A 20,186-nucleotide genomic window follows, 5' to 3' on the forward strand; every position below is an offset into this window, starting at 1 on the left:
GAAGTTTGGGCGATTTCGTGGCGCTTTAGATATCCCCCTCGCCGCCCATCAGGATTTCGCGCTTGCCGACATGGTTGGCCGGGCTGACGATGCCCGCGCTTTCCATCTGCTCGACGATGCGCGCGGCGCGGTTGTAGCCGATCTGCAGGTGGCGCTGGACGAAGCTGGTCGAGGCCTTGCGCTCGCGCAGCACCAGCTGCACCGCCTGCTCGTAGAGCTCGTCGCCGCCGTCGCCGTCGAGGCCGCCGAGCAGCCCCGGCTCGTCGGGCTCCTCGGTGATCGCCTCGACATAATCGGGCGCGCCCTGGCTGCGCAGGAAGCGGACCACCTGCTCGACCTCCTCGTCGCTGACGAAGGGGCCGTGGACCCGCGAAATGCGGCCGCCGCCGGCCATGAACAGCATGTCGCCCTGGCCCAGGAGCTGCTCCGCCCCCTGTTCGCCGAGGATGGTGCGGCTATCGATCTTGGAGGTCACCTGGAAGCTGATGCGGGTCGGGAAGTTGGCCTTGATGGTGCCGGTGATGACGTCGACCGACGGCCGCTGGGTGGCCATCAGGATGTGGATGCCGGCGGCCCGCGCCATTTGCGCCAGGCGTTGCACGGCGGCCTCGATATCCTTGCCGGCGACCAGCATCAGGTCGGCCATCTCGTCGACGACGACGACGATGTAGGGCAGCGGATCGAGCGGCAGCGGCTGCTCCTCGAAAACCGGCTTGCCGGTATCGGGGTCGAAGCCGGTCTGCACCTTGCGCATCAGCACTTCGCCCTTGCGCCGGGCGTCGGCGACGCGGGTGTTGTAGCCGTGGATGTTGCGGACGCCGAGCTTCGACATCGCCTGGTAACGGCCTTCCATCTCGCGCACCACCCATTTGAGCGCGACCACCGCCTTCTTGGGCTCGGTCACGACCGGCGAGATCAGGTGCGGGATGCCGTCATAGACCGACAACTCGAGCATCTTGGGATCGATCATGATGAACTTGCATTGGTCGGGCGGCAGCCGGTAGAGCAGCGACAGGATCATCGTGTTGATGGCCACCGATTTGCCCGAACCGGTGGTGCCGGCGATCAGCAGGTGGGGCATGCGGGCGAGGTCGGAGATCACCGGCGCGCCGCCGATCTCCTTGCCGAGGACGAGGGTGAGCTGGGCCGAGGTCTTCTCGTAGATTTCGGAGCCGAGAATTTCGCGCAGGTAGACGACCTCGCGGCGGCGGTTCGGCAGCTCGATGCCGATCACGTTGCGGCCGGGTATGACGGCGATGCGGACCGAGACCGCGCTCATCGAGCGGGCAATATCGTCGGCCAACCCGACGACCCGGGAGGCCTTGGTACCGGGGGCGGGTTCCAATTCGTAGAGGGTGATGACAGGTCCCGGACGGACCTTGACGATCTCGCCCTTGACGCCGAAATCCTGCAACACCGATTCGAGATAGCGCGCGTTCTGCGCCAGCGCCTCATCGTCGACCTTGTCGGTGGCCGCGCTGCGCGCCGGCAATTCGAGCAGGTCGAGCGGCGGCAGGTGATATTCCTCCTGCGGCAGCAGGTCGAGGGTCGGCTGGCGGTCGCGTTCCGCACGCCGGCCGGGCTTGGCCTTTTTCTTCTTGGGCGCGACGATCGAGCGCTTTTTCTTCTCCGCCTTGGGCGCCGGCTCCGGCGGCGGCGCCGGGGCCGGGCGCACCGGACCCATGCCGTCATCGATCGAGCGCGCCGGCGCGGTGGCCGCCTCGACGGCCAGCCGGCCGCCGCTCCTGAAGGTCGTGAACAACCAGCCGATGCCGCGCGCCAGCTCACGCCATTCGCGGGCCGGCACGGCGATCAGGTAGAGCAACAGCATGACCACCGCGAGGCCGACGATTGCGGCGATCCAACCGGCCGAGACCGGCGCGATGGCGCCAATCAGGGTGGTCAGTCGGCCCAGCATCAGGGTGCCGACGAAGCCGCCCATCGTGCTGCTGAGTTGCCATTCCGCGGGCGGCGGGAAATCGGCCACGGCGGTCGCGGTCAGGATCAGGGTAAACGGCACCAGCAGGAGCCGGAGCCAGATCTGTTCGATGCGGCCGTCGCGCATCAGACGCCAGCCCCAGCCGACGAGCACGACGACGACCGCCATCGCACCCAGACCGAGGGTTTGGACCAGCAAGTCGGCGGTGTAGGCGCCGGGGGCGCCAAGCAGATTGCGGACCGGTCCCTCGGCGGCGCGATTGAATGATGGATCGGTCGGCCAATAGCTGGCGACCAGGGCCAGCGCGGCCAGTCCCAATGCGGTCAGCGCGATGCCGAACAGCTGCAGGATCCGTCGCCGCAACAACGCGCTCAACGCGGGCGGCAACAGGGTCGCGCGGTCGGCGCGGGTCGAGGTTATCGCCATCGGCTTATCACCAATGGCGGACGACCATCGCCATCGGATCCTTCGGCAGCCGAAATGGAAGGAAATCGATATTTATTCACGGCGGGCAGCTCCGGGACATTACGGTCCCCTTAAGCTCGCCCCAACCACAACCCGCCGCCATCATAATGGCAAAGCGCGAACAGGACAAGAACGGGAGCCGCGCCCCGCGCCATGCCGTTGACACGCAGGCGCCATGCGATTTTTTCGCTGGATCGCGGGTCAAATCTCAGGCAGAAGCGCGAAACGGGCCACGTTATTCCTCATCCGGATCACACGAGCCCCAAGAAGGGTGCCGATGTACGCTACGATCGTCTCCTGCTGGACACTCCTTCTGGGCATGAGCCTGTTGATGCTGGGTAACGGTCTGCAGGGGTCGTTGCTGGGCATTCGCGCGACCATCGAAGGATTTCCGACCGCGGTCACCGGTTTCGTCATGTCGGGCTATTATCTCGGCTTTCTCGCCGGCTCGACGGTGGCGCCGGTGGTGGTCAAAAGGGTCGGGCATGTCCGCGTCTTCGCCGCCCTGGCATCGATCGCCTCGGCTTCGGCTCTGGTCCACGCCGTATTCGTCGATCCGGCGGTGTGGACCGCCATGCGCATTGTCACCGGTTTCGCCTATGCCGGCCTCTATGTCGTCGCCGAGAGCTGGCTCAATGCCACCGGCACCAACCAGAACCGCGGGCAATTGCTGTCGATCTACATGGTGTGCATGCTCGGTGGGCTGGCCTGCGGCCAATTCCTGCTTACCGTCGCCGATCCCGGCGGCTTCGTGCTGTTCATCCTGGTCTCGGTGCTGGTGTCGCTGTCCATGGTGCCGATCTCGCTGACCGCGGTCACCGCCCCGTCCTACGATGCGCCCGACCCGGTCGGCCTCATCGGGCTCTATCGCATCTCGCCGCTGGGCGTGATCGGCTGCCTCGGCGTCGGCGTGGGGCAAGGCGCGTTCTACGGCATGGGCGCGGTCTATGGCGAAGAAATGAATTTTCCGGTTTCCGCCATCGCCCTGTTCATGGGTCTGTTCACCGTCGGCGGCGTGGTGCTGCAATGGCCGATCGGCCGCCTGTCGGACCAATTCGACCGTCGCATCGTGCTCACCGTCGCGACCTTTCTGGCCGCCGCCGCGGCACTCGGCGCGATGGCGCTGGCCGCGCGCGACGGCCTGCCGTTCTTTACCCTGGTCTTTCTGTTCGGCGGCATGTCGCTGCCGATGTATTCGCTCTGTATCGCGCATACCAACGACTATCTGGACGCCAAGCAGATCGTCGCCGCCAGCGGTTCGCTGGTCCTGGTCACCGGCGCCGGCGCCGTGCTGGGGCCGTTGACGGTGTCGGCGATGATGTCGGTGGCGGGCGCGCCGGCGTTCCTGTGGTCGATCGCCGTGGTGCACGTGCTGATCGGGCTGTTCGCCCTATACCGCATGACGCGGCGGCCGTCGGTCGCGTTGGAAGACAGACTGCCGGGGCTGGACCTGCCGATGCGCACCACCGCGCTTGCCGCCGCCATGGCCATGGAAGCCAGCCAGGACGAAGCCGACGAGCAGCGGGACGCGACCTAGAACGCCGCGATGCCTCCTTCGGGCGGCGGCAGGTTGCCGCGCCGACCCTGGCGGATGCTGTCCGGGCTGACGGCAAAGGCTTGGCACAAACGCGCCAAAAGCCCGATCAAAACTTTCGAAATTGCAATCATCGCAGTGCCCTCCTTTCAGGTATCACGTAAGCATGATGAGCGGCTTCGCGCAGCCGGTGTCGGCGCATGGCTGCCATGCCGCCGACGCGGCCCGCCACCGGGTCGCCGCACCAGTCTCCGCCCGGTGCCGCACGAGCGCTACAGGCTTTGGCCTTGGCGGGCGAACTCGGGGTAGGCCTCCATGCCGAGCTCCGACATGTCGAGCCCGGCGTCTTCCTGCTCCTCGCTGACGCGGATGCCGACGACGGCCTTGAGCAGCAACCAGGTCAGGGAGCTGGCGGCGATGACGAACAACCCGACGGCGACGACACCGAGACCCTGGGCGGCGAACGTCGTGTCCGGGTTGGTCAGCGGCACCGCCATGGTGCCCCATATGCCGGCGAACAGATGGGCCGGGATGGCGCCGACGACGTCGTCGATCCTGAGGCGATCGAGCAACGGCACGAAGAACACGACGAGCGCGCCACCGACGCCGCCGACTACGATGGCCATGCCCATCGACGGCGTATCGGGGCCGGCGGTGATGCTGACCAGCCCGGCGATCGCTCCGTTGAGCGCCATGGTGAGGTCGACCTTGCGGTACAGCAGCTGGGTCAGGACCATCGCCGCCACCACGCCGCCGGCGGCGGCCAGGTTGGTGTTGACGTAGATCGTCGAAATGGCGATGGCATCCGCGGCCGAGCCCATGGCGAGCTGGGAGCCCCCGTTGAAGCCGAACCAGCCGAGCCACAGGATGAAGGTGCCGAGCGTGGCGAGTGGCAGGTTGGCCCCGGGCATGACGTTGATCTTGCCGCTCTTGGTGTATTTGCCGCGGCGGGCGCCGAGGATGACGGCGCCGGTCAGCGCGGCCCAGCCGCCCGTCGAATGAACGATGGTCGACCCGGCGAAATCGGCGAAGCCCATTTCGGAGAGCCAGCCGCCGCCCCACTGCCAGGCGCCCTCGATGGGGTAGATGACGGCGCTGAGGATGACGACGAAGGCGAGGAACGGCCACAGCTTGATGCGTTCGGCCAGGGTGCCGGAGACGATCGAGGCGGCGGTGGCGACGAACACCATCTGGAAGAACCAGTCCGACGCCGCCGCGTAGCCGCCGGCTTCGAACTCGCCGGCCAGCGCCGCGCTGTCGTCGGCCGACCACCAGGTGAAGGTGCCGATGAAGCCGCCGTCGACGCCGTCATACATGAGGTTGTACCCGACCAGGTAGAAGGCGATCCCGGCGATCGAATAGAGCGCGATGTTCTTGAGGCAGATGGTCGCCGTGTTCTTGGTGCGCACGAGGCCCGATTCGAGCATGGCGAAGCCGGCCGCCATCCACATCACGAGGAAGCCGTGCATGAGGAACGACAGGGTGTTGAAAATGTACTGCGATTCGAGCGGAACGGCGGCGGGCTCGGCCGCGGCCGGCCCCGTCGTGGCGAGGGCGGCTACGGTGGCGAGGGCGGCGACGATCAGGCGGCGGCATCCGGTGGTCATGGTCTGTCCTCTCCTACAAGGCTTCGGCGTTGATTTCGCCGGTACGGATACGCAGGGCGGAATCGAGGTCGGTGACGAAGATCTTGCCGTCGCCGATGCGCTCGGTCCGTGCCGCATCGCGAATCACCTCGACGACGCGGACGCTCCGATCGTCGGCGACGGCGATTTCGATCTTGAGCTTGGGTACGAAGCTGACCGCGTATTCGGTGCCGCGGTAGATTTCGGTGTGCCCCTTCTGGCGGCCGAAGCCGCGGACCTCGGTGACGGTGACGCCGTCGACCCCGTTCTCGGTCAAGGCATCACGCACCGCGTCCAATTTGAAGGGCTTGATGATCGCCGTGATGAGTTTCATGGCCGCCGCCTCCGATTGTTGTGCCCCGTCCCGACGGGCGGGGCTCACGGTACAATCATCAAGAAGCGTGCCAACTCGGCACGGCGGCGAATAACGGTTATGGTTCAGGATATTAAGAAGAAAGTCGCGAACTTGGACGAAGGCCGGCGCGATGCCCAATTGCCTACAAATTAGGCGTTTGAAAAATGTGGTTATTAATTAGGCAGTTTTGCACGGCTGCGGGCGAGACGCGGCGGGCCCGGCGCGGTGCGCCGCAGCCCGCCTTGACCGAAAGGAGCCGAATGGGAGAATCGGCCCGGGTCGGCTAGTCGTCGTTCTTGCCGGCTTTGTCGTCGTCGTCGTTATCGTGATCGCCATCGTCGTCGCGATCATGGTGACGATCGCCTTTGTGACGCCGCCCGTCGTCGCGGCCGAGCGCGCCGTCGTCGTTACGATCCTTGTCGGCGACGATGGTCGCCATCGGGGCCTGGAACTCGATTATGGTGACGATGGCGTCGCCGTCGGCGTCGAGGTGTTGGAAGCGGTCGACCATCCGATCGCGCATGGCGTCGAGCCACAGCGCCTCGTATTCGCCGAGGGTCAGTTGCCGGTCCTGGTCGGCGTCGAACTTGGTGACCAGGCCCTGGCGGCCCTCGTCGATCTCGGCCTGGGTCACCTTGCCATCCTGGTTGGTGTCGAATTCCTCGACCAACATCATCGTCCGGCCGCCGTGACGGTCGGCGCGCTGATGTTTCTTGCCGTGAAAGCCGCGGCACTCTTCCTTGCCGTCGCGATACCCGCCACGCTCGGCGTAGGAGGCTCCGGCGAGCGCCATGCTGCCGGCGGCGGCGATCATGCCGGCGGCCAGAAGTGTCTTCGTCGTGCGTTTCATGATGGTCCTCGTTGCGGTCAATTTACGATGACCCACATATGGCGGGGCAATGTCGCGAAAGTACGTCCGAAAACGGGAGAATCGTCGCAAATGACCGCAAATGGCGGCGTTGCGACAATTTGATACACTTTTCCGCTGCCCTCGCGGGCCGCCGCACCCATAGTGGGACCGACAGCGTGGAAGAGACCGAGTGAATGGAAGCGTCGCCCCACATCCTGGTCGTTGACGACCATCGCGACATCCGCGACCTGCTCGCCAAGTACCTGACCAAGCATGGGTTCCGGGTCACGGTCGCGGAGAGCGGCGCGGCGGCGCGCCGCGTTTTGCAGGGGAGCGCCATCGATCTGGTCGTGCTCGACGTCATGATGCCCGGCGAGGACGGCCTGTCGCTGTGCCGCTTTCTGCGCGAGAGCACCGACCTGCCGGTGATCCTGCTGACCGCGATGGCCGAGGAAACCGACCGCGTCGTCGGTCTCGAAATCGGTGCCGACGACTATGTGACCAAGCCGTTCAATCCGCGCGAGCTGCTGGCCCGCATCAAGGCGGTCTTGCGCCGGGCCCACAGCCTGCCACCTCAGCGTGCGCCGCTGGCGACCAACGAGATTCGCTTCGACCGCTGGACCTTGGATGTCGACCAGCGCCATCTGGTCGGCGCCGACGGCGTGGTGACGCCGCTCAGCAATGGCGAATTCCTCCTGCTCAGCACCTTCCTCGCCCGGCCCAACATGGTGTTGAGCCGCGATCAGCTGCTCGATCTCACCCGCGGCCGGGCGGCCAACGCTTTCGACCGCAGCATCGACAACCAGGTCAGCCGGCTGCGCCGCAAGATCGAGGCCGATCCGAAGAACCCGGCGCTGGTCAAGACCGTATGGGGCGGCGGCTACCGGTTCACCGCGACGGTCGAACGATCATGAGGTCACTGCTGCCGCGAAGCCTGGCCGGGCGGCTGATCGCCTTGTTGCTGCTGGCATTGGTGGTATCGCAGGCGGTCAGCATCGTCATCTTTCTCGACGAGCGCCGTCACGCCGTCCGCGCCGCCGGACGTGAGGCGGTGCTGGTGCGGACGGCGGCCCTCTTCCGTTTGCTCCAGGACACGCCGGCCGAGATCCATGGCCGTATCGTCGAGACGATGACGACGCCGCGACTGCGCGCCTGGCTCGACGATGAAAGCGCGGTCGATAGCGAACGTGCCCGGTTCCGCAATAACCGTCTTGCCCGGCGCCTCGACGAGCTTCTCGGCGGTGCCGCCGAAATCGTTCTGGTCGAGGCGTCGCGCGCCGACGACCGCTGGTTCGACTGGGACGACGACGATGACGACGACCACAAATGGCGCGACGACCGGCGGTCGAAGGACGGAAGGCGGTGGCGCGAGGGTCGGAAGCCGCTCGAGCTGACGATCTCCGTACGGCCGCGCGGCGGCCATTGGCTCAACGTCGAGACCGTGCTGCCGCCGGCGGCCCCGGCGTGGGCCTGGCCGTCGCTGGTTTCGATGGCGGTGATGGCGCTAGCGATCGCGGTCATCGTCGTTTTCGTCGTGCGCCGCATTACCCGGCCGATGCAGCGCCTGGCGGAAGCCGCCGACGGCCTCGGCCGCGGCGAAAACCTGCCAGCGGTGGTCGAGGACGGTCCGCTGGAGGTGGGCCGCACGACCCGTGCCTTCAACCGCATGCGGGAACGGCTCGAGCGCTTCGTCCGCGACCGCACGCTCATGCTGGCGGCGATTTCCCACGACCTGCGCACGCCGATCACGTCGTTGCGGTTGCGCGCCGAATTGCTCGACGACGAGGACGCGCGCGACAAGTTCCTGGCCACCCTCGACGAGATGCAAAGGATGACCGAAGCGGTCCTCGCCTTCGTCCGCGAGGAGGCGGCCGCGGAGGACACCCGCCGGGTCGACCTGTCGGCGCTGGTCCAAAGTCTGTGCGACGATCTCGCCGACATGGGAATGGATGTCACCGGCAACGTTACCGCGTCGTCGTCGTATGCCTGCCGGCCGGTGAGCCTGAAGCGCGCGATCCGCAACCTGATCGAGAACGCGGTCGCCTACGGCCACCGGGCCCGGGTCGGACTGCGCGAAACCCCCGCCGAATTCGTCATCGTCATCGACGACGACGGGCCGGGCATCGCCGACGCCGACCGCGAACGCGTGTTCGGCCCCTTCGTCCGTCTCGAGGAGTCACGAAGCCGCGACACCGGCGGCATCGGTCTCGGCATGGCGATCGCGCGCTCGATCGTGCGCAGCCATGGCGGTGACGTAACCCTGGCCAACCGGGACGGCGGCGGGCTGCGGGCGACCATCACGTTACCGCGCGACGCGCGAGCATGATGCTCTAGACAAATCCCCGCCTCCGGTTCAAACAGGATGTCATGGCGGGGATCGAAACGCGCGCGGACAGTGAAACCGATCTGATCATCGTCGGCGGCGGCATGGTCGGTCTGACCCTGGCCGTCGCGGCGGCGGCGGGCGGCCTGCGTACGGCGGTCGTCGACCGTGCCGATCCGGCGGCCCAGGTCGATGCCGGCTTCGACGGCCGCACCTCGGCGATCGCCTACGGCAGCCAGCGACTGCTCGACGCCATCGGGGTCTGGCCGGCGATGGCGGCGGAGGCCGAGCCGATCGTCGACATCCGCGTGTCCGATGGCGATTCGCGTCTGTTTCTCCACTATGACGGCGCGATGGTCGACGGCGAACCGCTCGGCTTCATCGTTGAAAATCGCGTAACCCGGACCGCGCTTCACGCCGCCGCCCGCGGTACCGACCGGATTCGATTGCTGGCCCCGGCGGCGGTCGCCGACTTTGCTTGCGACGGTGCCGCGGCAATAGTGCGGCTCGAAGGCGGAACCGTTCTCCGCGCCCCTCTCCTCGTCGGCGCCGATGGCCGCAATTCCTTCATTCGCCGGCGCGCCGGCATCGCGGCGACCGAATGGTCCTATCCCCAAACCGGTATCGTCTGCACCATCGCCCACGCGCGGTCCCATCGCGGGGTCGCCCATGAGCGGTTTCTGCCGGCCGGGCCGTTCGCGATCCTGCCGATGACCGGAAACCGTTCGTCGCTGGTGTGGACCGAGCGCGCCGACCTCGCGCCGGCGATGATGGCGCTGCCCGATGACGAATTCCTGGCCGAGATCGAGCGCCGGGTCGGCGGTTTTCTCGGGGCGTTGTCGCTGACCGGGCCGCGCTGGTCCTATCCGCTCGCGCTGCTCCACGCCAACCGCTACGCCGACCGCCGGCTGGCGCTGATCGGCGACGCCGCCCACGCCGTTCACCCGATCGCCGGCCAGGGCCTCAATCTCGGCCTCAAGGACGTCGCCGCCCTGGCCGAGGTGATGATCGACGCCCGCCGTCTCGGGCTCGATATGGGTGCCGACGACGTCCTCGAACGCTATGCGCGCTGGCGCCGGTTCGACAATCTCGCCTTGATCGCCGCCACCGATTCGCTCAACCGCCTGTTCTCGAACGATATCGCGCCGGTCAAGCTGGCCCGCGACCTCGGCCTCGCCGCCGTCAACCGCCTGCCGCCGCTGAAGCGCCTGTTTATGCGCCATGCCATGGGCGTGGTCGGGGACCTGCCGCGCCTGATGCGCGGCGAAGCGCTCTAGATCGGATGCCGTCGCCGAACGATCGCCTGCTCAGGACCGGCGTCATCGGAACGCTGCTGACGGCGATCTGCTGCTTCACGCCGGTGCTGGTCCTCATTCTCGGCGCTATCGGCCTCGGGGCCGCCGTTGGCTGGCTCGATTATGTGCTGTTTCCGCTACTCGCCGTCTTTGTCGTCATCACCGTGATGGCCGTGTTGCGGCGCCAAAGGGAAGGCGATGGTTGACCTCGATTCCGTCGTGACGTGCCCCGAATGCGGTCACCGTGCGACCGAAATCATGCCGACCGATTGCTGCCTCTATTTTTACGACTGCACGGGCTGCGGCAAACTGATCAAGCCCAAGCCGGGCGATTGTTGCGTCTTTTGCTCCTATGGCACGCGGCCCTGCCCGCCGAAGCAAACCGGCGCCTGCGACTAGGGATCGCGGCTGAGGCCGCGCTTGTCGAGCTCGGTGATATAGGTCGCCCAGATTTCGTCCTGGCGCGCGCCGAGATCGTAGAGATAACCCCATGAAAAGATGCCGGTGTCGTGAAGGTCGTCGAACTTGATGCGGATGGCATAATTTCCCACCGGCTCGATCTCCATGATGCCGACATGGCGGCGCCCGGGCAGAATCTTCTTCTGGCTCGGTCCGTGACCCTGGACTTCCGCCGACGGGCTCTCGACCCGCAACAACTCGGCCGGCAACGAAAAGTTGGCGCCGTCGTCGAAATCGACTTCGAGCCGTTTTTCGTCCTTGCGCAGGCGGATTTCCGTCGGCCAAACCTTGCCGTCGCCGCCGTCGTCCATGCTATTTCTTGACCTCGTGATCCTCGAGGACACGCGCTTCGTCGGGCAGCATGATCGGGATGCCGTCCCGGATGGGAAACGCCAGGCCGGCACCGTCGCTGATCAGTTCCTGGTGTGTGGCGTCATACCTCAGGCTCTTCTTGGTCAGCGGGCAGACCAGGATCTCCAGAAGTTTGGGGTCGATCTTATGACCATGTTCTGACATCGGCTTCTCCATGACGGCTCAATGGCGCGCGGCGGGTGCATCCAGCCCATTGAGCCCGCCCATCTCCAATAAGGTAATTATGGTCTCGGCCCGGGCCGGCAGGTCGGGGGCCTCGAGGATCGCTTGTTTTTCCTGCGGCTCGAACGGGCACACCATGGCAAGCGCGGTGACCAGATAGGCGTTGCTGGCCTCGTCGATCGATTCCCAGTCGGCCTCGATATCCTGGCTTTCGAGAAACCGGCGCAGGGCATTCGTCAATCGCTTGCGGTCGACGGGGAGGTCGGGCGGCGGCTCGAGGTCGTCCTGGTAGCGGTCGAACAGCGCCTCGACGCGACGGTAGCCGTTCATCAACGGCAATTCGCGTCCGACCCGAAACCTGCAGACACCGGTCAAGGTGATCAGGAAGCGGCCGTCGTCGGTCTCGCTGAACGCGGTGATGCGTCCGAGGCAGCCCACCGGATAGACCGGCGGGCGGTCGTCTTCCGTCAGTTCTTCTTTTTCGGTCGGCTGAATCATTCCGATCATGCGATCGCCGCCGAGCGCGTCGCGGGTCATGTTGAGATAGCGCGGCTCGAAAATGTTGAGCGGCAATTGGCCGCCCGGCAGCAGCAACGCACCGGTCAGCGGAAAGATGGGGGCCGTCCGCGGCAGGTCGTCGAAGTTCGGGTGAAACGGTCCGGACATTACGAAAAGAGCAGCGAGGACAGGCGGCGCCGGCCGTCGATCGTCAGCTCATGGGTCGGGCCCAAGGCCTCGAAGTATTTCAGCAGCTGCTTGCGCGCGGCTTCCTCGTTCCAGCCACGGTTCCGTTCGACGATCTCGAGCAATTGGTCGATCGCGCCGCCGCCGTCTCCGGACGCGTGCAGGGCGTTGGCCAGGTCGAAGCGGGCCTCGTGGTCGTTGGGATCGGCCACGATCTTGGCCTGCAGCTCGGCGAGGTTGCCCGACGCTCCAGCCGCTTGCTCGGCCAGCTCGAGGGCCGATCTCGCCGCTCCCAGATCGGCATCGTCGGCGCCCTCGGGCGCGGTGTCGAGGATCTGCCGCGCGCGCTCCGTGTCGCCGGCGGCGAGATAGGCGCGCACCATTCCGGCGACCGCCCTGACGTTGTCGGGCTCTTGACCGAGGACCTGGCCGTAGAGGGCGCTGGCTTCGCCGAGTTGGCCGCTTTCCAAGGCCTCGGCGGCCTGTTTCAAGACCGCCTCGACCGGCGAATCGCTGCCGTCACCGCCGAGATCGAGTAGCCGCTGGACGAATTCCTTGATGTGGCTTTCCGGCAGCGCGCCGGCGAAGCCGTCGACGGGCTGGCCTTGAAAAAACGCATAGACCGCCGGTATCGACTGAATCCGCATCTGCTGCGACAACGCCTGGTTTTCATCGACGTTGATCTTGACCAGCTTGACCTTGCCCTTTGCCTCGCGGACGACTTTTTCGATCGTCGGCCCCAGTTGCTTGCATGGTTCACACCACGGCGCCCAGAAATCGACGATAATCGGGACCTCGCGCGACGCCTCGATGACGTCGGCCATGAAGTTGTTGGTGTCGGAATCCTTGACGACGTCCGCGCCCGGCGCTGACGCCATGTTCAAGATCGGTTCCATCGTTCTAAATCCCAAACCGGTATCGCGATTGGCCCCAACATGGCGATTCGTCAGGGCGGAAGCAAGGGTCGGCGATAGCTTCAGTCGAGCGCATCCATATCGACGATGCGGGCCTGATGACCGGTGGAGGCGATGAATTTGATCAAGTCGCCGGGCGCGATCGCGGTCGTCGCGCCGTTTGTCAGCGGGTGGTAATTCAGCGGGTCATGTTCGAGCATCGCCTTGTCGAGGACGACATCGACCCGTCCGGCGCCGTCGCTAAGAAGCGCGAACGGCGTCACCGAACCCGGCTCGATGCCGAGCACCTCCATCAGCAGTTCGGGTTTGCCGAAAGACAAATTGCCGGCGCCGATCGATTTGCGCAGCTTCTTGAGGTCGACCGGCCGGTCCTCGAGCGCGACGACCAGGAACAGGCGTCCCTTCTTGTCCTTGAGGAACAGGCTTTTGCAATGGCCGCCCGGCAGGTCGCCGCGCAGGCGCTTGCTCTCTTCGACCGTGAACAGGGGGGCGTGATAATGGGTCGTGGTGTCGATGCCCAGCGCCTCGAGGCGGGCGAACAGGTCGTCGGTCGTCGCGGCCATGATCGTTCCTTCCGGGCGCGCCCTTAACATAGCCGCCGTCCGACCTCAAGCCTGCCGCGCGGCCGGTTGCGCGGCCGCCGCCATTGGCACATAGTCGCCCCGATTTCGGTCGCTGGCACTCGGCTTCGCGCATGACCAACTCCATCGGCATCGTCACCGGATCGTTCCCGAGTCCGTCGGAAACGTTTGTCGTCAATCTGGTGACCGGCCTCCTCGACAACGGCGTCGATGTGCGCGTCTTCGCCTTGAGCGAAGGGCCGCGGGAGACCGGTGGCCCGCATCCCGCGATGGCGACCCATGACCTCGCGGCGCGGACCTTTGCCGCGCCGGAATTGTCGTCGAGCCGGCTCCGCCGCTTGTTGAGCGTTCCGCCCATCGTCGCCGCGAACTGGGCCCACCGGGCGGCGCTCGGCCGGGTCTACGCACTGATGCGGCAAGGACGATTGGCGATGTCGGCGCGCACGGTGCAGGCCGCGGGGTTGTTTCTCGGCGCCGACGTGCCGCCCCTGCTCCACTGCCAGTTCGGGCAATATGGGCGACTGGTCCTGGGCCTGCGCGCGGCCGGCATCGTCAATGCCAAGATCATCACCCATTTCCGCGGCAGCGATATCTCACGCGAGCTGCGAAAGCGTGGCGACGCGGTCTATGCCGATTTGTTTCGTGACGGCGACTTTTTCCTGACCAACTGCGAGTTTTTCAAGCGGCGGTTGATCGAGATCGGGTGCCCGCCGGACCGTCTCGCGGTGTCGCGGTCGGGCATCGACCTCGATGTGTTCCGCCCGCGCGCACCGCGCCCGGTCGCGACCTCCCCGTGCCGCCTGCTCACCGTCGGTCGCCTGGTCGAAAAGAAAGGCACCGAATTCGCCATACGGGCGGCGGCGGAACTCAAGCGCGACGGGCTCGACATCCGACTCGACGTCATCGGACAGGGCGCGTTGCGCGACTCGCTCGAACGGCTGATCGCGGAACTCGATGGTCACGGCTACATCACGCTTCACGGCGTCAGGCGGCCGACCGAGATCCGCGACTTCCTAGACGAGGCCGATATTTTCATGGCGACCAGCGTGACGGCGAGGAACGGCGACCAGGACGCGACCGTCAATACGGTCAAGGAGGCGATGGCCGTCGGCGTACCGGTGGTCGCGAGCGACCACGGCGGCATTCCGGAATTGGTCGAGGACGGCGTCACCGGGCGCTTGGTGCCGGAACGCGACGTCGCGGCGCTGGCCGTCGCCGCGCGCTGGATGATCGACAACGCGGCGGCGCGCGAGACCATTGTCGGCGCGGCCCGCGCCCGGGTTCGGGCCGACTACGACAATCGCCGTATCGTCAATGGGTTGGCCGCGCTGTATCGCCGCCTGTTGGACGACCCGGGGCCGTCATCGGCGGCGACCGATGGCGCACGAATCCTCGCTTGAAATGCCAAGCTCTTTGCGACATAGTCCCCGCCCTCACGGTCGGGCACCGGTCCGGCCGCATGGTGCGGGAGTAGCTCAGGGGTAGAGCATCACGTTGCCAACGTGAGGGTCGCGAGTTCAAATCTCGTCTCCCGCTCCATTCTTTCTCGACCAACAATATGCCATGTCGCCCGATTGTCGCGGCGGGTGGTTTCCGAGTGGCTGGACGACGGCCCCCACCGGTCCGCTGTTGCGATGTCGAACCGTTGCCCAAATAGGTCGCTGCGCCGCTTGCCAAGCGCGCGCAATCAGGTAGCCTGCTTCAACGAGATGGACTCACGGTTCGAAGGAGGCGGGAATGACCACGGCGGGTCAGGCAAAAAAAGAAATTCTCGTCGAAAAGGTCGCGGCGGAAACGCGCAAGCGGGCCAAGGGTACCGGCGTAAAGAACGCGGTCATGTTCGCGCAGGAATTCTATCGTTTTGTGCCTCCCGACGACATCGTTGAGACGCCGCCGCGCGACCTCGCCGGTTCGGCGTTCAGCCTGTGGAGTTTTGGTCAGAAACACAGGCCAGGCCAGACGGCGGTGCGCGCCTACGCGCCAAACCTGAAAAAAAATGGTTGGTCGCTACCCTTTTCGATCGTCGAGATCGTCAACGACGACATGCCGTTTCTGGTCGATTCGGTCGCCAATGAATTGACCCGCCTCGGGCTCTCCGTCCATCTCATCATTCATCCGATCGTCAGCGTGGTCCGGGACGCCAAGGGCCGGATCGTTCGCGTGGTCAACCCGGAGGACCGCGAACCCAGCGCGTCAAACGAATCGTTCATGCATGTTGAAATCGACCAGATAGTCGATTCCGAAATGGCGAAACGGATCGTCGACGGCATCAAGAACGTTCTCTCGGACGTCAGTGCGGCGGTCGAGGATTGGCCCCGAATGCGGGCCGAGGTGGCCAGCGTCCTGGCCGAACTCGATGCCTCGCCGCCCAGTCTGCCGATGGAGGAGCTCGAAGAGGGCAAACAGTTTCTGCGCTGGCTCGATGACGGCCATTTCACCTTTCTCGGCTATCGCGAATACACTTTCCCCCATGAAAAGCGGGGCACCCGGCTGGGTGTCGTTCCGGGCTCCGGCCTCGGCGTGCTGCGGAAGGACGAAGCGCAGGTCTTCGAAGGCATACGCGACATGGACCACCTGCCGCCGGAGGTGACGAATTTCGTCCAGCAGCCGAAATTGCTGCTGGCGACCAAGGGCAACCGCCGCGCCACGGTCCACCGTACGGTCTACCTCGATGCCATCGGCATCAAACTGTTCGACAGCGCCGGCCGGGTGACCGGCGCCAGGCTGTTCGTCGGCCTGTTCACGTCGGCCGCCTACAACCGCAGCCCCCGCTACATCCCGATGCTGCGGCGGAAGATCAATCAAACGCTCGAGGCGGCGGGGCTCCACCCGGCCAGTCACGACGGCAAGGCGATGCTCCACATCCTCGAGACCTTTCCGCGCGACGAGTTGTTCCAGATCGGGGGCCAGGATCTGCTCGATATCGGCATCGGAATCCTCAATCTGCAGGAACGGCAACGCACGGCGTTGTTCGTTCGCCGCGACCCGTTCGAGCGCTCGATCTCATGCATGGTATTCGTGCCGCGGGATCGCCACGACACCAACCTGCGGAAACGATTTCAGCGCATTCTCGAAAAAGCCTTCGAGGGCGAATGCATAGCGTTCGATACGTTGCTCGATCAGCAATCGGTGCTGGCCCGGATCCATTTCATCATCCGCACCCGGCCGGGTCATATCCCGGCTTACGATGCCCACCAAATCGAGCAGCGGATCATCGCGGCCGCGCGGTCATGGAACGACAGGTTGCGCGCCGCCCTGACCAAGACCGACGGCGAAAAGCGGGCGACCGAGTTGCTGGCGCGCTATAGCGATGCGTTCGGCATCGCCTATCAAGAAAGCTACAACGTCGTCTCCTGCGTACAGGACATCAAGAAAATCGAGGAGATTATTTCGGGCGGCCGGATCGGACTGAATCTGCATCGCCGCGACGATCAGGCCGAGACCCGGGTTCGCTTCAAGATCTATCACCTGATCGACCAAGTGCCGCTTTCGGACGCCCTTCCCGTGCTCGAAAACTTGGGCTTCAAAGTCATCTCCGAGCAGCCGTTTCGGATCGATCCCTCGGACCGGGACGCGGTATGGATCCACGATTTCAACCTGGTCCGGCGCGACGGGCTGGAGATCGACATCGATGAGATTCACGACGCCTTTCACGAGGCATTCGCCCGTGTCTGGACCGGCCACATGGAAAGCGACGGGTTCAACCGCCTGGTCGTGACGTCGGGCCTGAGCTGGCGCGAGGTCGTCGTGCTGCGCTCCTACAGCAAGTATCTGCGCCAGGCGCAGATCCCGTTCAGCCAGGAATATATGGAAACCACCCTGGCCAAGAACGCCGACCTGACCCGCCTCATCGTCGATCTGTTCGAGGCCCGCTTCAACCCGGCTGGCGGCAAGGCGGCGGCCCAGAAGGAACGCCGCATCGCCAAGGCGATCGCGAAAGGCCTCGATGCCGTCGTCAATCTCGACGAAGACCGCATCATCCGCCGCTTCACCAATCTGGTCGAGGTGACGCTGCGCACCAATTTCTATCAGGCCGCCGCGACCGGCGATCCGAAGACGTACGTATCCTTCAAGTTGGACAGCCGCGCGGTCGACGATTTGCCGCTGCCGCGGCCGATGGTCGAAATTTTCGTCTACAGCCCGTGGATCGAAGGGGTTCACCTTCGGTTCGGCAAGGTCGCGCGCGGCGGCCTGCGCTGGTCGGACCGGCGTGAGGATTTCCGCACCGAGATCCTCGGCCTGGTCAAGGCGCAGCAGGTCAAGAACGCGGTCATCGTTCCGGTCGGCTCGAAGGGCGGGTTCGTCGTCAAACGGCCGCCGCAAGGCGGCGACCGCGAGGCCATCCTCAAGGAAGGCATCTCCTGTTACAAAACCTTCATCTCGGGACTGCTCGATCTCACCGATAATCTCGTCGGCGGCAAGGTCGTGCCGCCGAAAGACGTGGTGCGCAAGGACGAGGATGATTCCTATCTCGTGGTTGCCGCCGACAAAGGCACCGCGACCTTCTCCGATATCGCCAACGGCGTTGCCGGCGATTACGGCTTCTGGCTCGACGACGCCTTCGCGTCGGGAGGATCGGCGGGATACGACCACAAGAAGATGGGCATCACCGCGCGCGGCGCCTGGGAATCGGTGAAGCGCCATTTCCGCGAGGCCGGCAAGGATATCCAGAACGAGGATTTCACCGTGGTCGGCGTCGGCGACATGTCGGGCGACGTGTTCGGCAATGGGATGTTGCTGAGCCGGCACATCAAGCTTGTCGCCGCATTCAATCACATGCACATCTTCGTCGATCCCAATCCGGATCCGGCCAAGAGCTTCAAGGAGCGGCAGCGGATGTTCCGTTTGCCGCGGTCGGCATGGTCGGACTACGACTCGAAGGTGCTGTCGAAAGGCGGCGCCATCTACGCGCGCTCGGCAAAATCTCTCAAGCTGACGCCGGAGATCAAGGCGCTGCTCGGCATGACCAAGGATAACGTCGCGCCCAATGAATTGATGACCGCCATCCTGACGGCGGACGTCGATTTGCTGTGGTTCGGCGGCATCGGCACATATGTCAAATCCGACAGCCAGAGCAACGCCGACGCCGGCGACCGCGCCAACGACGGGATTCGCATCAACGGCAAGGACGTGCGCGCCAAGGTCGTCGGCGAAGGCGCCAATCTCGGCGTGACCCAATTGGGCCGCATCGAATACGCGCTCGCCGGGGGACGCATCAATACGGATTCGGTCGACAACTCCGCCGGAGTCGATTGTTCGGACCACGAGGTCAACATCAAGATCCTGCTCGGCGCCGTCGAACAGGCCAACAAGCTCAACCGGGTGCAGCGGGACAAATTGCTCGTCTCGATGACCGACGAGGTCGCCGATTTGGTGTTGCGCGACAATTACCTCCAGACCGGGAGCCTGGCGGTCACCGAGTTCGTCGGCACCCGGCTCACCGACCGATGCGGGCTGTTCATGCGGGCGCTCGAACGCGCCGGCCATCTCAATCGGGCGATCGAATACCTTCCCGACGACGAGGAACTCGCCGACCGCAAGGCCAAGAAATTGGGGCTGACCAGCCCCGAACTCTCGATCCTCATCGCCTACGCCAAGATCGTGCTCTATGACCAGTTGTTGGCGTCGGATTTCCCCGACGACCCGTTCATGGCGATTGATTTGGAGCGCTATTTTCCGGTCCCGCTGCAGAAAAAGTACAAGGACGCCATCAACCAGCATCGTCTGCGCCGCGAGATCGTCGCGACGGTTGCGACCAATTCGATGATCAATCGGGCGGGGATCACATTTGCCCACGAGGTCATGGATCAAACCGGCGCGGCGTCGAGCGACGTCGCCCGCGCCTATACGATCAGCCGCACGATCTTTTCCATGCGCGATCTCTGGGCGGCGATCGAGGCGCTCGACAACAAGGTTCCGGCCGCCGTTCAGTCGGAGATGCATATGGAGACCGGGCGGCTGATCGACCGCGGAACGACCTGGTTCCTGCGCTACGGCAAGCAACCGCTAGACGTCGCGGCCAACATCGAGGCCTACGGCCCGGGCACCGCGCAGCTCATGCGCGGCCTGGAAAAGGTAACCACCCCGGCGGACCATGAATTCATTCGCAACAACGCCAACGCCTTGGTCGAAAAAGGCGCCCCCCACGGCCTAGCCCGCAGAATTGCCAGCCTGCGCCTGCTGGTCTCGGCCTGCGATGTGGTCATGATCGCGCGCGAAGCCAAGTCGAGCATCGATATCACGGGCTCGCTCTATTTCGCGGTCGGCGACCATTTTGGCTTCGATTGGCTGCGCCGCAAAGCAGCCCGGCTTCCGATCGACAGCCATTGGGACAAGCAGGCGACGACGGCGATCGTCGACGATCTCTATGGCCACCAATTCGAGCTCACGTCGAATGTCCTGAAATCGGCAAAGAAGAACGTGACGCCGAAAAAGGCGATCGACGAATGGTGCGGCCGTCGCGGGGTGGAGTATCAATCGACCTTGCAGCTGATGGACGACCTCCGCCAGGGCGGCACCATCGACCTCGCGATGCTCGCGGTGGCCAATCGCCAGTTGCGCTCGTTGATCTCGAGTTAGAGCACATAGCGCTCTAGCCGCGGGAGCTGCGCACATCGCCGCCGGGTAC

The 20,186-nt window shown here is 65.1% G+C and carries 17 protein-coding genes and 1 tRNA gene; 9 read left to right on the forward strand and 9 right to left on the reverse strand.

Annotated features, from left to right (window positions below):
• Positions 1 to 25: 25 nt before the first annotated feature.
• Positions 26 to 2,365, reverse strand: coding sequence for a cell division protein FtsK (locus GY791_00170; GenBank protein MCP4326843.1), 2,340 nt, complete (start codon positions 2,363 to 2,365; stop codon positions 26 to 28).
• Positions 2,366 to 2,681: 316 nt separating this feature from the next.
• Here GY791_00170 and GY791_00175 point away from each other — a divergent pair, with 316 nt between their 5' ends.
• Entirely contained in the window at positions 2,682 to 3,941 is a 1,260-nt protein-coding gene (locus GY791_00175; GenBank protein ID MCP4326844.1) for an MFS transporter, read from the forward strand.
• Positions 3,942 to 4,210: 269 nt separating this feature from the next.
• Here the strand turns inward: GY791_00175 and GY791_00180 are convergent, their stop codons facing one another.
• From GY791_00180 to GY791_00190, 3 genes are all read right to left on the reverse strand, one after another.
• Complete coding sequence (locus GY791_00180) at positions 4,211 to 5,545, reverse strand: ammonium transporter (GenBank protein ID MCP4326845.1); 1,335 nt, start codon at positions 5,543 to 5,545, stop codon at positions 4,211 to 4,213.
• A gap of 13 nt (positions 5,546 to 5,558) precedes the next feature.
• A complete protein-coding gene (locus GY791_00185; GenBank protein ID MCP4326846.1) occupies positions 5,559 to 5,897 on the reverse strand; it encodes a P-II family nitrogen regulator in 339 nt (112 codons plus the stop codon).
• Positions 5,898 to 6,201: 304 nt separating this feature from the next.
• Positions 6,202 to 6,768 carry a hypothetical protein gene (locus GY791_00190; GenBank protein ID MCP4326847.1) on the reverse strand — a complete coding sequence of 189 codons (567 nt, stop codon included), beginning with the start codon at positions 6,766 to 6,768 and terminating at the stop codon, positions 6,202 to 6,204.
• Positions 6,769 to 6,962: 194 nt separating this feature from the next.
• Between GY791_00190 and GY791_00195 the strand changes: the two genes are divergently transcribed.
• The 5 genes from GY791_00195 to GY791_00215 are packed head-to-tail and all read left to right on the forward strand — an operon-like array spanning position 6,963 to position 10,785.
• Complete coding sequence (locus GY791_00195; GenBank protein ID MCP4326848.1) at positions 6,963 to 7,682, forward strand: response regulator; 720 nt, start codon at positions 6,963 to 6,965, stop codon at positions 7,680 to 7,682.
• Positions 7,679 to 9,094 (forward strand): HAMP domain-containing protein, encoded by a 1,416-nt coding sequence (locus GY791_00200; protein MCP4326849.1) that lies wholly within the window; start codon positions 7,679 to 7,681, stop codon positions 9,092 to 9,094. Before GY791_00195 ends, GY791_00200 begins: the two co-directional genes overlap by 4 nt.
• A 41-nt stretch (positions 9,095 to 9,135) precedes the next feature.
• Positions 9,136 to 10,368, forward strand: coding sequence for a UbiH/UbiF/VisC/COQ6 family ubiquinone biosynthesis hydroxylase (locus tag GY791_00205; protein ID MCP4326850.1), 1,233 nt, complete (start codon positions 9,136 to 9,138; stop codon positions 10,366 to 10,368).
• Positions 10,369 to 10,373: 5 nt separating this feature from the next.
• Positions 10,374 to 10,592 carry a mercury resistance system transport protein MerF gene (gene merF, locus GY791_00210; GenBank protein ID MCP4326851.1) on the forward strand — a complete coding sequence of 73 codons (219 nt, stop codon included), beginning with the start codon at positions 10,374 to 10,376 and terminating at the stop codon, positions 10,590 to 10,592.
• The gene (locus tag GY791_00215; GenBank protein ID MCP4326852.1) at positions 10,585 to 10,785 is read left to right on the forward strand and encodes a hypothetical protein; all 201 of its coding nucleotides are present in this window, start codon (positions 10,585 to 10,587) and stop codon (positions 10,783 to 10,785) included. Before merF ends, GY791_00215 begins: the two co-directional genes overlap by 8 nt.
• On the opposite strand, the gene GY791_00220 is transcribed toward GY791_00215, so the two are convergent.
• The 5 genes from GY791_00220 to GY791_00240 all read right to left on the reverse strand — a co-directional run bounded on the left by GY791_00220 (position 10,782) and on the right by GY791_00240 (position 13,543).
• A complete protein-coding gene (locus GY791_00220) occupies positions 10,782 to 11,156 on the reverse strand; it encodes a DUF971 domain-containing protein (GenBank protein MCP4326853.1) in 375 nt (124 codons plus the stop codon). The genes GY791_00215 and GY791_00220 overlap by 4 nt on opposite strands.
• Before the next feature lies 1 nt (position 11,157).
• Positions 11,158 to 11,373 carry a Trm112 family protein gene (locus GY791_00225; GenBank protein MCP4326854.1) on the reverse strand — a complete coding sequence of 72 codons (216 nt, stop codon included), beginning with the start codon at positions 11,371 to 11,373 and terminating at the stop codon, positions 11,158 to 11,160.
• Between the two features lie 6 nt (positions 11,374 to 11,379).
• Complete coding sequence (locus GY791_00230; protein ID MCP4326855.1) at positions 11,380 to 12,045, reverse strand: peptidase S16; 666 nt, start codon at positions 12,043 to 12,045, stop codon at positions 11,380 to 11,382.
• The gene (gene trxA, locus GY791_00235) at positions 12,045 to 12,959 is read right to left on the reverse strand and encodes a thioredoxin (GenBank protein MCP4326856.1); all 915 of its coding nucleotides are present in this window, start codon (positions 12,957 to 12,959) and stop codon (positions 12,045 to 12,047) included. The genes GY791_00230 and trxA overlap by 1 nt, the downstream gene beginning before the upstream one ends.
• Before the next feature lie 80 nt (positions 12,960 to 13,039).
• A complete protein-coding gene (locus GY791_00240) occupies positions 13,040 to 13,543 on the reverse strand; it encodes a prolyl-tRNA synthetase associated domain-containing protein (protein MCP4326857.1) in 504 nt (167 codons plus the stop codon).
• 128 nt (positions 13,544 to 13,671) lie between these two features.
• Here GY791_00240 and GY791_00245 point away from each other — a divergent pair, with 128 nt between their 5' ends.
• The 3 genes from GY791_00245 (at position 13,672) to GY791_00255 (ending at position 20,137) form a co-directional block, all read left to right on the forward strand.
• On the forward strand, positions 13,672 to 14,958 hold the full coding sequence (locus tag GY791_00245) for a colanic acid biosynthesis glycosyltransferase WcaL (GenBank protein MCP4326858.1): 1,287 nt from the start codon (positions 13,672 to 13,674) through the stop codon (positions 14,956 to 14,958).
• Between the two features lie 64 nt (positions 14,959 to 15,022).
• A tRNA-Gly gene (locus GY791_00250) sits at positions 15,023 to 15,097 on the forward strand.
• Between the two features lie 198 nt (positions 15,098 to 15,295).
• Positions 15,296 to 20,137 carry an NAD-glutamate dehydrogenase gene (locus tag GY791_00255; protein MCP4326859.1) on the forward strand — a complete coding sequence of 1,614 codons (4,842 nt, stop codon included), beginning with the start codon at positions 15,296 to 15,298 and terminating at the stop codon, positions 20,135 to 20,137.
• Positions 20,138 to 20,186 lie beyond the last annotated feature (49 nt).

The organism is Alphaproteobacteria bacterium (assembly GCA_024244705.1).
Classification (GTDB): domain Bacteria; phylum Pseudomonadota; class Alphaproteobacteria; order JAAEOK01; family JAAEOK01; genus JAAEOK01.